General features: G+C 39.7%; 13 protein-coding genes. 2 read left to right on the forward strand and 11 right to left on the reverse strand.

The genetic code is table 11. The features are described 5' to 3' along the window. Positions 1-128: 128 nt before the first annotated feature. Together QX565_RS02345 and QX565_RS02350 are read right to left on the reverse strand one after the other, a co-directional pair. Positions 129-1,700 carry a RagB/SusD family nutrient uptake outer membrane protein gene (locus QX565_RS02345; protein WP_289291073.1) on the reverse strand — a complete coding sequence of 524 codons (1,572 nt, stop codon included), beginning with the start codon at positions 1,698-1,700 and terminating at the stop codon, positions 129-131. 34 nt (positions 1,701-1,734) lie between these two features. Then, a complete protein-coding gene (locus tag QX565_RS02350) occupies positions 1,735-4,830 on the reverse strand; it encodes a SusC/RagA family TonB-linked outer membrane protein (RefSeq protein WP_289291075.1) in 3,096 nt (1,031 codons plus the stop codon). 440 nt (positions 4,831-5,270) lie between these two features. Between QX565_RS02350 and QX565_RS02355 the strand changes: the two genes are divergently transcribed. Continuing rightward, the gene (locus QX565_RS02355; protein WP_289291076.1) at positions 5,271-7,115 is read left to right on the forward strand and encodes a vWA domain-containing protein; all 1,845 of its coding nucleotides are present in this window, start codon (positions 5,271-5,273) and stop codon (positions 7,113-7,115) included. A 133-nt stretch (positions 7,116-7,248) separates the two neighbouring features. Here the strand turns inward: QX565_RS02355 and QX565_RS02360 are convergent, their stop codons facing one another. The 6 genes from QX565_RS02360 to QX565_RS02385 form a co-directional block, all read right to left on the reverse strand. Beyond that, the gene (locus tag QX565_RS02360; protein WP_289291078.1) at positions 7,249-8,121 is read right to left on the reverse strand and encodes a pyridoxamine kinase; all 873 of its coding nucleotides are present in this window, start codon (positions 8,119-8,121) and stop codon (positions 7,249-7,251) included. 93 nt (positions 8,122-8,214) lie between these two features. Continuing rightward, complete coding sequence (locus QX565_RS02365) at positions 8,215-8,793, reverse strand: LutC/YkgG family protein (RefSeq protein ID WP_289291080.1); 579 nt, start codon at positions 8,791-8,793, stop codon at positions 8,215-8,217. Next, entirely contained in the window at positions 8,790-10,175 is a 1,386-nt protein-coding gene (locus QX565_RS02370) for a lactate utilization protein B (RefSeq protein ID WP_289291081.1), read from the reverse strand. Before QX565_RS02370 ends, QX565_RS02365 begins: the two co-directional genes overlap by 4 nt. After that, a complete protein-coding gene (locus QX565_RS02375) occupies positions 10,172-10,912 on the reverse strand; it encodes a (Fe-S)-binding protein (RefSeq protein WP_221648676.1) in 741 nt (246 codons plus the stop codon). The genes QX565_RS02370 and QX565_RS02375 overlap by 4 nt, the downstream gene beginning before the upstream one ends. 59 nt (positions 10,913-10,971) lie before the next feature. Then, entirely contained in the window at positions 10,972-11,517 is a 546-nt protein-coding gene (locus QX565_RS02380) for a 7-carboxy-7-deazaguanine synthase QueE (RefSeq protein WP_221648677.1), read from the reverse strand. Beyond that, on the reverse strand, positions 11,504-11,836 hold the full coding sequence (locus QX565_RS02385; RefSeq protein ID WP_221648678.1) for a 6-pyruvoyl trahydropterin synthase family protein: 333 nt from the start codon (positions 11,834-11,836) through the stop codon (positions 11,504-11,506). The genes QX565_RS02380 and QX565_RS02385 overlap by 14 nt, the downstream gene beginning before the upstream one ends. Positions 11,837-11,950: 114 nt before the next feature. Between QX565_RS02385 and QX565_RS02390 the strand changes: the two genes are divergently transcribed. Beyond that, entirely contained in the window at positions 11,951-12,313 is a 363-nt protein-coding gene (locus QX565_RS02390; protein ID WP_221648679.1) for a YbaN family protein, read from the forward strand. Here QX565_RS02390 and QX565_RS02395 read toward each other — a convergent pair. The 3 genes from QX565_RS02395 to QX565_RS02405 all read right to left on the reverse strand — a co-directional run bounded on the left by QX565_RS02395 (position 12,280) and on the right by QX565_RS02405 (position 14,090). Further along, a complete protein-coding gene (locus tag QX565_RS02395; protein WP_221648680.1) occupies positions 12,280-12,846 on the reverse strand; it encodes a 5'-methylthioadenosine/S-adenosylhomocysteine nucleosidase family protein in 567 nt (188 codons plus the stop codon). The genes QX565_RS02390 and QX565_RS02395 overlap by 34 nt on opposite strands. Positions 12,847-13,080: 234 nt before the next feature. Then, positions 13,081-13,410 carry a hypothetical protein gene (locus tag QX565_RS02400; RefSeq protein WP_289291084.1) on the reverse strand — a complete coding sequence of 110 codons (330 nt, stop codon included), beginning with the start codon at positions 13,408-13,410 and terminating at the stop codon, positions 13,081-13,083. 182 nt (positions 13,411-13,592) lie between these two features. Beyond that, a complete protein-coding gene (locus QX565_RS02405) occupies positions 13,593-14,090 on the reverse strand; it encodes a cupin domain-containing protein (RefSeq protein WP_289291086.1) in 498 nt (165 codons plus the stop codon). Positions 14,091-14,113: the final 23 nt, after the last annotated feature.

The following is a 14,113-nucleotide window of genomic DNA, read 5'->3' on the forward strand; positions in this document are numbered from 1 at the left end:
AAACAAATCTTCGGTCGGGGAACGCCCAGCGGCAAGGGGCGGGACCACCCGTCCCGACGAGCGTTGGTTTTCAGTGTTTACAAACATAGTAACTATTTTATGCATTAAATGGTCATTAATTATAGATTCTAATATCCCGGATTCTGATCCTCTTCGCTGATATCTTCATTGTTTTTAATCTCTGTATCCGGTATAGGATAGCGCATATGGAAATCTTTGATTGTTCCCGACATCTTAGCCCAAGGATTGCGTTCTTTGATTAACTCTACAAATTTACCGGTACGAATCAAATCCATTCGTCTCCATCCTTCAAAACAAAGTTCGCGGATACGTTCATTCATAATCTGTGTGCGGAATTCATCCTGACCATAGCTCCAAGCCATTTCATTAGGTAAAGTTCCACCCCAAGCACGGGCTCGTACCTGATTTACAATCGTATTTGCCTGTCCGGTTTCTCCAAGTTCATTTAGACATTCGGCATAACATAGCAAAACATCTGCATAGCGCAATACAATAAAGTTCTTGCCGGAATACCATTCGTTAGCCAAATTCCCGTTGAACTGGTCCGTACGTTCGTCTTCATACTTCTTGATATGCGGATCTAATTCGTCGGCTCCCCACGAAACTTCAGTAAGTGTAATGCCCATATAGGTAAAATCATAGCGTATACTTTCATCTCTGCGTAAATCACCTTCTTCCCAAATACCTCCTTCAGATTTTGATTTATAAGCATATTCTGTTGGTAATGCCACATCATAGCCGGCAAAATAACATCCCTCACCCAATTGAGCAACCACCGTACGGGATCCCATATCAAACTGCCAATGGTTGATGCGATTCACATTGTCATAATCTAACTCAAAGATCGACTCTGGGGAATTAAACTCTAAGTTTTCATCAAAAAGATTACTAAAATCAGGATCCAGCTCATAACTATTCAGCATTGCTTCAAAACTCTCTTTCGCCAGTTTAAAATCTCTCATTCCCGTCTCTACGGGCACCGACATATATGCTTTACCCAACATAGCAAAAGCTGCACCAGAAGTCGCACGGGTTTTATCACCGGCCTCTGTATACTTTTCTTTCAAGGATGTTGAAGCAAACGTAAAATCATCAAAGATCTGTTTCCAAACCTTCTCCAATGGATGACGGGCAGAATCTTCCATCTTTGCAATATCAACTACCGGAATTTCTCCCCAATACATAGTAAGCTCCATCATCACCATGGCGCGCATGAAACAAGCTTCACCTCTCAGGCGCTTAATTCTGTCTAAGGTTTCTTCATCCTGAGTTGTTTCGGCCAATATATCAAGCGCATAAACCGCATTAGCGGCAGCAATAACGATCGGCCATCTTTTTGACCACATCTTATCTACCTGTGTAGACATCGGATTGAGCAAACCGTTGTAAAGATCCAGACTTGCTTGTGGTGCATCATCCATCTGTACGATACCTTGTTTGCTCTCATCCAATCCCAACAATGAAAAGGTCAATCCTTCGCGTCCCGATTTCGAGTCGCGAAAAGCAGTATATAAACCATCTACGGTTGGTGCTATATTTTCCAGACTGGAAAAGGCCTCCTGCTCTGTTAATGATGTTTTAGGCTCTTGATTTAAAAAATCAGAACAAGAGCATATTCCTAAAGAACTTGCCAATATACAGGCTGTTACTAATTTATTTATTTTCATTACGTTTTTCATAACTAACTTTATTTTAAATATCCGTGAAGATTATTTACAATGAAACACTCAATCCAAAAACAAACATTCTTGTAGGAGGATACCAATCTCCGGTTTCCGGATCATAACCTTTATAAGGAGTCCAGCAGAACACATTTGATACGGTAGAATAAACTCGTAAGTTTCCTAACTTCATTTTTTCTGTAATTGCCTTAGGGAATGTATATGACAAGCTCAATGTGGACAAACGCAGATAAGAAGCATCCTGCACAGAAAAGTCCATTTGACTGGCAGAGTAGGTACTATAAGACAAAGTATTAATATCTTTAGGATCATTATAGATAGGGCGAGGGAACTTTGCATCCGTATTCTCTGGACTCCAGCGATCAACTAAATCGACAGAAGCAATTCCTTTTCCATTACTTGTGATCAATGATTCATAATAAGGACTCAGTTTCTTAGCACCATATGAGTAATTGAAGACTGCATTCAATGTTAAGCCTTTGTATGAAAAATCGGTTGAGAAACCACCATAAAACTTAGGATCGGGAGAGCCCACAATCACACGGTCTTTATCATCAATCACTTTATCACCGTTTACATCCAACGGATAGAGATCTCCCGGATTGACCTGACGCCCCGGAAACTTAATATCCTTCAAACGATCCATATCTATTTCCTGAGCAATACCTCCAGTTCTCCAGATATAAATTGTATTACGGGATTCACCTAAGAACAGATTACCCTCTTTCTGCATATTACGGTTATCATCAATTTTGTAAATAGCATCATTCGTGCCATAAAATTGTGTCACCTTATTCTTATCAGCAGAAATATTAGCAGAAACATTCCATTGAATATCTCTTGTCGTAATCAGTTTGGCATTCATAGAAAACTCGATACCTTTGTTCTCTATTGCTCCGATATTTTCTACAGCCGAGCTAAAGCCAGAAGTCAACGGTAAAGAACGCGTCATCAGCAAATCCTTATTCTTTATAAGGAACGCATCCAATGAAGCAGTAATACGTCCGTTCAGAAATCCCATATCCACCCCTACGTTAAATTGTCGTTGAGACTCCCAGGTAACATCTTTTGTTCCACGACGCCCCTTAGGAACATAAGTCACTTTACCGTCTTCAAGTCTGGCATCGTAAAGTGTATAATAAGCAAAATCATCAATATTTTGATTACCTACCAATCCATACCCTAAACGCAGTTTCAACTGGCTTAACACATCTTGTTCTTTCATAAAACTCTCTTCTGCTATGTTCCATGCTGCAGAAAAGGAAGGAAATAAGCCCCAACGATTTCCGTCGGCAAACTTTGAAGAACCATCATAACGCGCAGTTGCAGTCAGGTAATACTTACTTGCATAATTATAATTGGCACGTACTACATACGACATCAAAGTAGAATTGACAAAGTCTGAACCAATAGAACGTTCACCTGTCTTATAAGAACCTCCTATATTGTGATAAGAAAATCTATCAGTACCAAAACCTTTACCGGTTGCATAGGTATAATCACGACTGGTTTGAGTTGCACTGGTACTGAAGAGAGCATTAATTTTATGATTGCCAAAAGTACGGTCATAAGAGACAGAGTTGTCCCATTGCCAAGTCGTTCTCTGATCACGGGTATGCTCTGCCTGCCCGTCTTGCGAGTTACGAATAGATTCCTGAATATCTTTCGGAGTGTATTTAAAACGATCTTCCTGAAAAAAATCAATAGAGAATGTGGTACGGATATTCAATCCTTCAATAGGATTGACATTCAAAAAGTTAGTAGAAGACAAACGATTGCGTCTACGATCATTCTCTATTTTCAAAGTACGAATTGGATTAAAGTAGTTGTTATCTTGTACTCCACCATAATTCAAGGTATAAATCTCTGAATTTACCGGCAACATTGGATTAGCACCACGCGCTTTGTCATAAACACCGTCGTCCGAAAAGATGTCAGAGTCAGTATGGGTAAACGAAGTATTGGTACCAACTTTTAACCAAGATTTTATCGCATAATCCGAATTAATACGTCCGCTATATCTCTTATCTCCAAGATTTTCAACCATTCCTGTTCTATTAGAATAACCAAAGCTCAAATAATATGCACCCTTTTCGGAAGCTCCACTAAAGCTTAATGCATGATTCTGTTCGATACCGGTACGGGTCACTGCGTCCAGCCAATTATAATTATCATTATTCTTATAAGCGTCAAATTCGTATTGGGCAAAAACATATCCACCCTCTTCAAGGCTCACATAAGGTGTCATCACCCGGTCATTCAAAAATGTATTAATCTCATCCTGTGTAGCACCCGGATGGCGTGCAGTAAAAGAGTTCATCGCTGCATCTTTTCTCAATTCAAAAAGGTCTTTTGTTCCCATAGTCTTGGGAAGTTTTGCATCTGTCTGAAAACCGACCCAACCATCATAAGTAACTTTTCCGATACCGTTTTTACCTTTTTTAGTTGTAACTAAAATCACACCGTTGGAAGCACGAGAACCATACAGGGCCGTAGCAGATGCATCTTTCAATACCTCAATAGAAGCAACGTCATTCAAGTTGACTGAATTAAACCCACCTCCGAAGTTATCCATAACCTGGCCATCTATTACATAGATAGGGTCAGTACTTCCATTAATAGTATTAATACCACGGATTTTAATCGTTGCGTCATCACCAGGTTTAGCAGCATTGGAAATAAATACACCAGCAACACGTCCTTGCAATGCCTGATTAATGTTAGTAACCGGTTTCTCTTCCAATACTTTGGCGCTCACACTTGAGACAGCACCAGTCAAATCACTCTTCTTCAGAATAGTACCAACCACTACTACTTCTTCCAAATCCTGAGCATCTGCTTTCAAAGAGACATTTATTAATGATCTGTTTTTTACAGCAACCTCTTTCGTTTCATATCCAAGGTAACTGAATACCAATGTAGCATCAGCTGCTACGGAAAGTGAATACTTTCCATCCAGGTCTGTAATAGTACCTTGAGTAGTACCTTTTACAGAAACACTTGCTCCCATTAGCACTTCAGAATCAGGAAATCCTGTAACAGTCCCTTCAACTGTCACTTTTTGAGCAGCTAATAGAGTACAACAAAATAACAGGGAGAAAAACCAAATTAATCTGTTTCTTTTCATAATACATTAAGATTAATAATTAAATGAATTTTATATTAATATCCTGTCATCGGCTACCAAACAAATACATAGCCAATAAATAGAATTAGATCAGACTGTTATCAAATCGTAGTTTTATACTTTGCTGTTTCTCAATAAACTATTGATAACATAAAATCTATTTCACATATGCAAAATTAGGCGAACGCATAGGAGTACACAATGGAGAAATATACTATAAACATGGACAATCTTACGATAAATAAAAAAAAGAAAGTATAAGTATTCTCAACTCTATAAATAGATGTAATATATGGGCTCATCAAGCATTCGCGTCCATCCAAGAAATCTTTTTTAGAAATAAATTAAAAAAAGAAGAAGACATTTATGGAATCTTTCCACTAATAGCATCTATAAAGTAAAACATCGGATTTATGTATCACATTAAAACAATAAAAGGCATGAAAACAAATCAATTAAAAGCAATAATGCTGGGATTGCTGATAGCAATCATTTCTTTGGGAGCAGTAAATGCACAGACACTCACAGTAAAGGGTAAAGTGACCGACGCCGCAGACGGTTTTGGCATTACAGGATGCACGGTACTGGTAAAAGGAACTACGCGTAGTACAATAACCAATGTAGACGGCGAATATACAATCCGTGCTAATAAAGGTGAAAAGCTGATATTCTCCTACATTGGTTATGAAACACAAACAGTGAAAGTTACTTCTGAACGGCTGAATATCACCATGCAGGCAAATAGTCAGATACTTGAAGAGTGTGTTGTAGTAGGTTATGGCATGCAAAAACAGGTAAGCATGTGTGGTGCTGTATCGAACATTATGCCTGGAATAATGACAAGAAGGGCCTATGCCTACGATATGAGTACGGAAGAATATAAAAACATTGAAGAAAACGGTTTCAAAAAAGTAAACGAAAATCCATTATCAACTTTTTCTATCGATGTAGATGCCGCCTCTTACAGTAATATGCGCCGTTATCTAAACAGAGGTGAACTACCGCCTGCTGATGCTATCCGCACAGAAGAGTTAATAAACTATTTCTCGTATAATTATCCCCAACCTACGAGTAAAGATCCGGTAAAAATCACTACTGAGGTAGGTTCTTGCCCATGGAATAAAAATCACCGCTTAGTACGCATCGGGTTAAAAGCTAAAGAAATTCCTACCGAAAAGCTTCCGGTATCCAATCTCGTTTTCTTAATTGATGTATCGGGATCCATGTACGGACCACAGCGGCTGGGATTAGTTCAGTCTTCTCTCAAACTATTAGTAAACAATTTGCGCGATGCAGATAGAGTGGCTATCGTTGTTTATTCCGGTTCAGCAGGAGAGCGTTTGCCGTCAACCAGCGGAAGTGATAAGCAGAAAATCCGTGAAGCGATTGATGAATTGACTGCCGGAGGTTCTACAGCCGGAGGCGAAGGTATAAAACTTGCGTATAAAATTGCGAAAAAGAATTTTGTGAAGGGAGGAAACAATCGTATTATACTTTGTACGGACGGCGATTTTAATGTAGGGTTATCTTCTAACGAAGGTCTGGAAAATCTGATTGAACAGGAAAGAAAAAGTGGTGTATACCTCACTGTTTTAGGTTACGGCATGGGTAACTATAAAGATAGTAAAATGCAGATACTTGCTGAAAAAGGAAATGGGAATCATGCCTATATTGATAATCTGCAAGAAGCCAACAGGGTATTGGTAAATGAGTTTGGAGCTACTATGCATACAGTAGCCAAAGATGTAAAATTACAAATAGAATTTAATCCATCTCAAGTGCAAACATACCGCCTCATCGGTTACGAGAGCCGCCTATTGAAAGATGAAGATTTTAATAATGACGCAAAAGATGCCGGTGAAATGGGAGCCGGACATACAGTAACTGCTTTTTATGAAGTAGTACCCGTAGGTGTGGAAAGTAATTTCGTGAACAAGGTGGATGATTTGAAGTATCAGAAGAAGGTAAAACCTGCTCTCCAACCAGCAACTGGTTCAAAAGAACTACTTACAGTCAAATTGCGCTATAAAGCACCGGACGAAGATATCAGCAAGAAATTAGAACTCCCACTTGTTGATAATAAGGGAAACAATGTATCCTCTGATTTCCGTTTTGCGGCGGCAGTAGCCATGTTCGGGCAGTTACTTCGCGATTCTGACTTTAAAGGAGATGCAACATATGCACAGGTTATCGCAATGGCAAAAACAGCATTGGATAATGATGGAAAAGGGTATCGGAGGGAATTCCTCAGACTAGTAGAAACAGCAGATGGATTGAAGCAATAAAGTATCAATAAGAGCGAACGCAGATTAACGCTAATTTTCGCAAATTTAATCTTTGCGTAAATTAGCGTTAATCTGCGTTTCTAAAGTTACATATTAATAACTTTATGAGACTTTTAAGTCATCTACTTCCTTGTTAAATAAGTTCGTAACTACTACTCTGAATGGGCATATCAAGATTATGTAATACCTTTTCCAGAAGAATGCCTTCACGATTATCGTACTCGTAACCAAATGTAGCACGGATACCCTGAAGGATAAATTGTGTAGCACGATCAAGAGCAATAGGCAGGCTGTCACCTTGTAATAAAGCTCCGGTAATAACACTGGTGAAAGTATCTCCCGTTCCCGGATAATGAGCCGGTAGATAAGGACAGGTTATTTTCCAAAAACGATTCCCGGAACGATTATAGGCATACACAGACGTCTTATGGATATCATTCAGCACAGGGACGCTGGTAATAATCACTACCTCCGGTCCCTGATCTGAAAGTTGACGGAGATAAGATTTCAGCTCTTCATCTGTATTCTGTTCTTTATATGGTAAATCGAGCAAATAAAATAATTCAGTAAGATTAGGAGTGATGACATCAGCTTTAGTTATCAGCTGGCGCATCTCCTTTATCATAGAATCATGAAAGTTGGCATACAGTTTACCATTGTCACCCAAAACAGGATCTACTACCACAAGACTTTCCGGTTGACGAAAATCGTCAATGAAGTCCGACACAATTTGTATCTGAAGCGGAGAGCCGAGATAGCCTGTATAAAAAGCATCAAACTGCATACCCAGTTTTTCCCATTCGGAGATAATCTTAGGCATCTCTTCCGTCAAATCAAGGAATGAGAAACTGGGATATTGTGTATGACTTGATAATACAGCCGTAGGCAACGGACATACCTGAAAACCCATAGACGAAAGAATGGGAATAACAATTGTAAGAGATACCCTTCCAACTCCCGAAAGGTCATGAACAGCAACTACTTTCTTTACTTTATTTGCATACATAGATACTAATTTTTCAATGTGCTAATATGCCAATGTGCCAATTGGCCGCGCTATCAACAGACGATAAATCATGCCGCATTGCACATTGGTACATTATTTAAGAATAACCAGCACATCTCTTGCCCCATGTGCTCCCATCACCAAAGCCTGCTCTATATCAGCTGTTTTGGAAGGGCCGGAGATAAATGTACCGAATTCATATTTTTCATTTTTTACTATTTCATAAGCTTCATGCATATTGCTGACAATCCGGTTACGATCAAGAATTATCACCAGTTTTTCTGCTATGAAGTAAAGGGCTTTATACTTTACTGTCTGGGGTATCCATACAGCAGCATTTTCAGCAACACCCAATTCTCCTGCTACTACAGCTATGTCCGTACCATCCAGATCTTGTGCACGATCTAATTCATCAAGATTGAATGTAGCACAAGTCACTTCATCTAAATCCGAAGCAATACGTGTAGCCTCAGGATAGGTCCGGCGGATGACAGCATTGACATCTTCTTCCTTTCCCAGAAGCATCGCCTCACCACCTACTGCACGAGTCATTTCACAAAATTCAGTTACCACATCAGGATAAACCGTTGTCTTTATTTGCCACTCCGGATAGTCAAAACGCTTTTGCGTATTCTTGCGAATATTGGCTAATATTTCTTCTCTGCTACTCATTTCGTATTCTCCTTTCCTTGTACTTTATTCTTCTTCCACATCTCATTGAATGACTCACCGGCAAATTTCGGAAGTTCTCGCCCTTTCCCCCATGCATCGAGATCATTATACTTGATGAAACGTGGTAAATGATTGACCACCGGAGCTGCCCACAAAGCTGCATTAAACAACACAGGCCGATCCATCAATGCCTTCATTCCGCCAGACATGATCTTCTTTCCGGTATCCGCTTTTCCAATTTTATCGAGTATCTGACGCCATTTATAAATTTGCTCGGCAAGATCTACCTTTACCGGACAAACATCAGAACAAGACATACAGAGTGAACAGGCCGAAAGATTATCATAATACTTCTCCGGATTGTGTGCCATCCCCAGATTGATACCGATAGGACCGGGAATAAAATACGTATACGAATAACCACCACTACGACGGTATACCGGACAAGTATTCATACAAGCACCACAACGAATACAGTTCAATGTCTTGATATGATCGGGATGGGCAAGAATCTCACTACGTCCATTATCCACAATGATAATATGATATTCACCCCCTTCACGAGGTTTACGATAATGCGAAGTATAAGTAGTCACGGGCTGCCCGGTAGCCGAACGAGCCAATAACCGGGTAAATACTCCCAATGACTCCATATCAGGAACTATCTTTTCAAGACCGAATGCAGCAATATTCAGTGTAGGACAAGAGGTTCCCATATCAGCATTCCCCTCGTTAGTACATACCACAATATCTCCGGTAGAAGCTACGGCGAAGTTGGCTCCTGTCATGGCAGCCTCCGCATTCAGAAATATATTTCGCAGATTCTTACGCGCAGCATGTGTCAGATAAGTAGGGTCAAAATTGCCTTTCTCCGTCCCCATCTCCTTCTCAAAGAGCTCACCTACCTGTTCACGTTTAATATGAATGGCAGGCAACACGATATGACTCGGTGGCAAATGCATCAATTGCAGAATACGTTCACCAAGATCGGATTCCACAACATCAATACCTCTCTCTATAAGGAAAGGGTTGAGTTCGCACTCTTCGGCAAGCATGGATTTACTTTTCACAAAACGGTGTACCCCATGACTATTAAGAATCTCATAAACAATAGCACAGTATTCATCGGCATCTTTCGCCCAATGAACGATAGCACCATTGGCAGTCGCATTCTTCTCAAACTCTACCAGAAGCTCGTCAAGGTGGCTATTAGAATAAAGTTTCAGCTCACATGCCTTTTCCCGCAAATCTTCCCACTCGGGGACCTCTTTGCTCATCTTATCTCGTTTGGCACGAACCATCCAAAGGGTTTCATTGTGCCACGCTGCCATTACAGGATTCTCTAAGAATTTCTCGGCAGCCTTTGCATGTTTGGTACTCATAATTGCGACGCTAAGATTTCTACTACGTGAATAATTTTAACAGGCAGTTTATCACGTTCGATAACGCCTTGCATATGCATCAGACAAGAACTATCGGCTCCGGTAATATATTCCGCTCCGGTTTCCATATGGTGCCTTATCTTATCACGGCCCATACAGACAGATACGGCCTGCTCTTCGACAGCAAACATACCACCGAAACCACAGCATTCATCTACATGACTGGGCTCAAAGATTTCTATTCCTTCAACCAGCTGAAGGAGATCGCGCAGTTTATTAAAGTAAGGAATATTCAGCTCGCTCGGAGCAGATAACATGAGTTCGCGCACACCATGACAACTATTATGGATACTCACTTTATGCGGAAAACGGGCTTTCAGTTTTTCGGGTTTAATCACATCATGAATAAAAGCACAAAGATCATAAATCTTGCCAGCACTTTCACACTGATGCCCTTCCTTCGCCAGGATACCCGGATGATTCAATTTGACAAAAGCCACACAACTCCCGGAAGGACCTACAATGTAATCGTACTGTTTAAACAGATCATCAAAACGAAGCGCCAGTTTAGAGGCTTCGTCTTCAAACCCCGCATTTGCCATCGGTTGTCCACAGCATGTCTGATCTAACGGATAATCAACATCTACCCCCAAACTCTTCAGAAGTTTATACGATGCCACCCCCACATCAGGATAAATAGCATTAATGTAACAAGGAATAAATAAACCTACTTTCATAATTAGTCAGTTATTAGTTATGAGCTATGAATTACGAGCCGATAACTTGTAACTCATGGCTACTGAATATCTATCAGTTTGTGCGTTTGCAGGCTTAGTCTCCATTTGGGATGTCGCATCACGCAGTCCACCGTCAATGCGGTGTTACTACAAGAACAAGGTTGGAGGAAAAAATGTTCGGCGGGAAGTAACTCATAAACGTCAATATTTTGTCCTTCATAGACAACTTTCACTTCATCTATCTTGTTTAAGCTTAATTTTACACCCTGCTTGGGCGAACAAGTTATCCAGTCGATAGAATCCGGCAGCGGACGAGTACCATTCGTTTCAATACAAACGTACTTCCCTGCCTGATGTAAAAGATCAATAAAATTATCATCAATCCACAGAGAAGGCTCACCTCCGGTAAGTATCACCATAACTGCCGGATATCTTTTCACTTCAGCTATGATTTCTTCATCCGTCATCATCGTACCTTCTTCATGGCGGGTATCACAAAAGCTACACTTCAAATTGCATCCGGAGAAACGGACAAAAACAGCAGGGGTACCTGTATGATACCCCTCACCTTGCAGACTATAAAAAATTTCATTAATCTTTCTCATAGATAGCCGTGTTTGATTCAGATTCCTGTACTTCTACCTTAAAACAATGCGGAACTCGTTCACAAACCCAACGGGCTATATTCTCAGCGGTAGTATTAAAAGGAAGTACTTCATTCAGATTCTGGTGATCCAGCTTTTCTTTTACAGCCTTCTTGATATGGCTAAAATCCACTACCATCCCATCGGCATTGAGTTCCGCAGAGCGACAGTAGACTGTGATAACCCAATTGTGACCATGAAGATTCTCACATTTGCTGCTGTATGAAAGGTTCAGGCTGTGCGCAGCCGACACTTCCAGGCGTTTAATTACTGTATACATCGTCATATATATTTAAAAAGTCCTGCATCTAATGTCACCTCGATGCAGGGGCAAAGGTAATACAAAATCATATTTCCATTCTGCAAACATCGTTATTTTTTCTACATTTGCAGAATGAAAACTATCTGTATCATTTTAGGAACTGTATCACTGGCACTGGGCATTCTGGGTATTTTTCTACCACTGCTCCCCACAACCCCTTTCCTGTTGCTTACTGCGGCACTCTATTTCAAAGGGTCACCACGTTTGTATCAATGGTTACTGAATCAGAAACATCTCGGCCCTTATATTCGTAATTTTCGCGAAAACAAGGCAATACCGTTACGGGCAAAAATCATCTCATTACTACTAATGTGGGGCACTATGCTTTATTGCATCTTTTTCCTCATCCCATTGGTATGGGTTAAGATACTACTATTTCTGATTGCTTCAGGAGTTACCTATCATATACTTTCTTTCAAAACATTAAAGAAATGAGATAATCCGGTACGGGCATCAGCCAGTTTGTCTTCCCAATGTTTTACAGAGTTCTGTCCAATCACGTCCGATACATATTTCACTGAAATAAAAGGGATCTCTTTGGAAGTACAAACAAACGCCTGTGCATAGGCTTCCATATCAACCACATCTCCTTCAATATCGGTCAATTCGGTAAGAAAACTATCACCGGTATTACAGGTAGCCGATTCAGTCCAATGCCGACAGAAACCTTTCTGCTCAAGCAATGCAGAGGTATCCAACTCATAACTTAATCCCAATCCTGCAAGTTTATGCATATCCCGATCAATGAAATGGCGGCAAACAAATACATCTCCTACCTGATGATTGATTGTCCCTGCTGTACCCATATTTATCACAATATCCGGCTCTACCTGACGAATTGCTTCGGCCAGATGAAAAGCTGCTTTTACTTTACCAATACCGGTACGCACATAATACACTTCCACATCGGGCCATTTGATCTCTGCAAATTCGCCTTGTACGGCGTAGGTTACTAATATTTTCAACATATACTATTTTTCAAATTGATTATTTGGAATAACGTGACACCACGATATTCATACAAATATAAAAGAATAATCTTGGGCGTACAAATAAATTCAGAAGATATAGTATGGAAAGCCTTAAAATTAAGAATGAATTACTGGTATATTTTTCATAAAAAGCAAGATCGGCTACGTACGTTGTTTTATTCCAACAATTTCTAAAATTAAAATATATTTCTTAACTTGCAACCGTTAGCATTATTCACTATATTGACGGCTAATATTTTTTACCACATTCACCATCCGGAACACCTGATCCTTATCGCCTTTAAAATAATAATAATCAAGCACAACTGAGCGTGCAAGTATCTGATAGTAATTATTATGTTCAGCATTGGCACGCTGATAAAGTGTATCTGCCATTTTCAGGACTTCCGGTGAGTGAAGCTGAGACATGCATGCATTGAAATATTGTTTTAATACAGCATTCTGTTCTGTCAATCTGTCGGCAAAGCTGCATTGATTAACAAAAAAAATGAAAAGTAACGACAGCATTATGCGTTCGACAAACGAAAGATGTAATTTCATATATACATGAATATTTGTGTTCATGGAATTGAATGCAAATGTACATATAAAATATGAATATTGTTATGATTTGCTTTCTAATAATAAAGCCGTTTACTGTTTAAAAAAGACTTCTAAAAAGCTCAGAAAAAGAGTTTAACATTAATGCTTGTTCCCCTACAAATCATCAATGTATTTTTGCCTCATTTTCCCAACATCTCCCATTTGTCTTTAACACTTTCCTCTCCGTCAAAATAACCAAGCTGAACATCTTTATCAAATATCTCTCCCGATGGAACAAGATATATCTTATTTGAGTCCGGATATTCACACACATCGTATCCCAAGAAAGTTCGTATATCCAAATAAACGCAAGGTTCTGTAGTGTGATTATACAGTTGATGCGCCCCTGTTTCACCCTTTTCAAAAAACACAAGATCTCCCTTGTTCACAACTTCCAGACCTTTAGGAGTTCTCAAAGTAGCAGCACCCGAAATTATCATAAATAACTCTTCTGCAAATCTATGATAATGATATGCCGAACAATATTGCCCGGGATTTAACCGGCGCAAATCAAAGTTTAAATTTTGAGGTTCTACTCCTTTACTCATCCTAGAGATATCAGTAAATAATCTGAAGTTATCTATTCTGTTTTCATTCTCTTTAAACTCTCTCTCGGTTGATTTCAGAATTGTTGCCATAAGTTATTTCTTTATTAAATTAT

The sequence above is a fragment of the Bacteroides sp. 41_26 genome, from assembly GCF_949740115.1.
GTDB lineage: Bacteria > Bacteroidota > Bacteroidia > Bacteroidales > Bacteroidaceae > Bacteroides > Bacteroides nordii.

Excerpts from the sequence above, each read along its gene's own strand:
- QX565_RS02345 (WP_289291073.1), bottom strand. The coding sequence starts at position 1,700 with ATGAAAAACGTAATGAAAATAAATAAATTAGTAACAGCCTGTATATTG.
- QX565_RS02350 (WP_289291075.1), bottom strand. The coding sequence starts at position 4,830 with ATGAAAAGAAACAGATTAATTTGGTTTTTCTCCCTGTTATTTTGTTGT.
- QX565_RS02355 (WP_289291076.1), top strand. The coding sequence starts at position 5,271 with ATGAAAACAAATCAATTAAAAGCAATAATGCTGGGATTGCTGATAGCA.
- QX565_RS02360 (WP_289291078.1), bottom strand. The coding sequence starts at position 8,121 with ATGTATGCAAATAAAGTAAAGAAAGTAGTTGCTGTTCATGACCTTTCG.
- QX565_RS02365 (WP_289291080.1), bottom strand. The coding sequence starts at position 8,793 with ATGAGTAGCAGAGAAGAAATATTAGCCAATATTCGCAAGAATACGCAA.
- QX565_RS02370 (WP_289291081.1), bottom strand. The coding sequence starts at position 10,175 with ATGAGTACCAAACATGCAAAGGCTGCCGAGAAATTCTTAGAGAATCCT.
- QX565_RS02375 (WP_221648676.1), bottom strand. The coding sequence starts at position 10,912 with ATGAAAGTAGGTTTATTTATTCCTTGTTACATTAATGCTATTTATCCT.
- QX565_RS02380 (WP_221648677.1), bottom strand. The coding sequence starts at position 11,517 with ATGAGAAAGATTAATGAAATTTTTTATAGTCTGCAAGGTGAGGGGTAT.
- QX565_RS02385 (WP_221648678.1), bottom strand. The coding sequence starts at position 11,836 with ATGTATACAGTAATTAAACGCCTGGAAGTGTCGGCTGCGCACAGCCTG.
- QX565_RS02390 (WP_221648679.1), top strand. The coding sequence starts at position 11,951 with ATGAAAACTATCTGTATCATTTTAGGAACTGTATCACTGGCACTGGGC.
- QX565_RS02395 (WP_221648680.1), bottom strand. The coding sequence starts at position 12,846 with ATGTTGAAAATATTAGTAACCTACGCCGTACAAGGCGAATTTGCAGAG.
- QX565_RS02400 (WP_289291084.1), bottom strand. The coding sequence starts at position 13,410 with ATGAAATTACATCTTTCGTTTGTCGAACGCATAATGCTGTCGTTACTT.
- QX565_RS02405 (WP_289291086.1), bottom strand. The coding sequence starts at position 14,090 with ATGGCAACAATTCTGAAATCAACCGAGAGAGAGTTTAAAGAGAATGAA.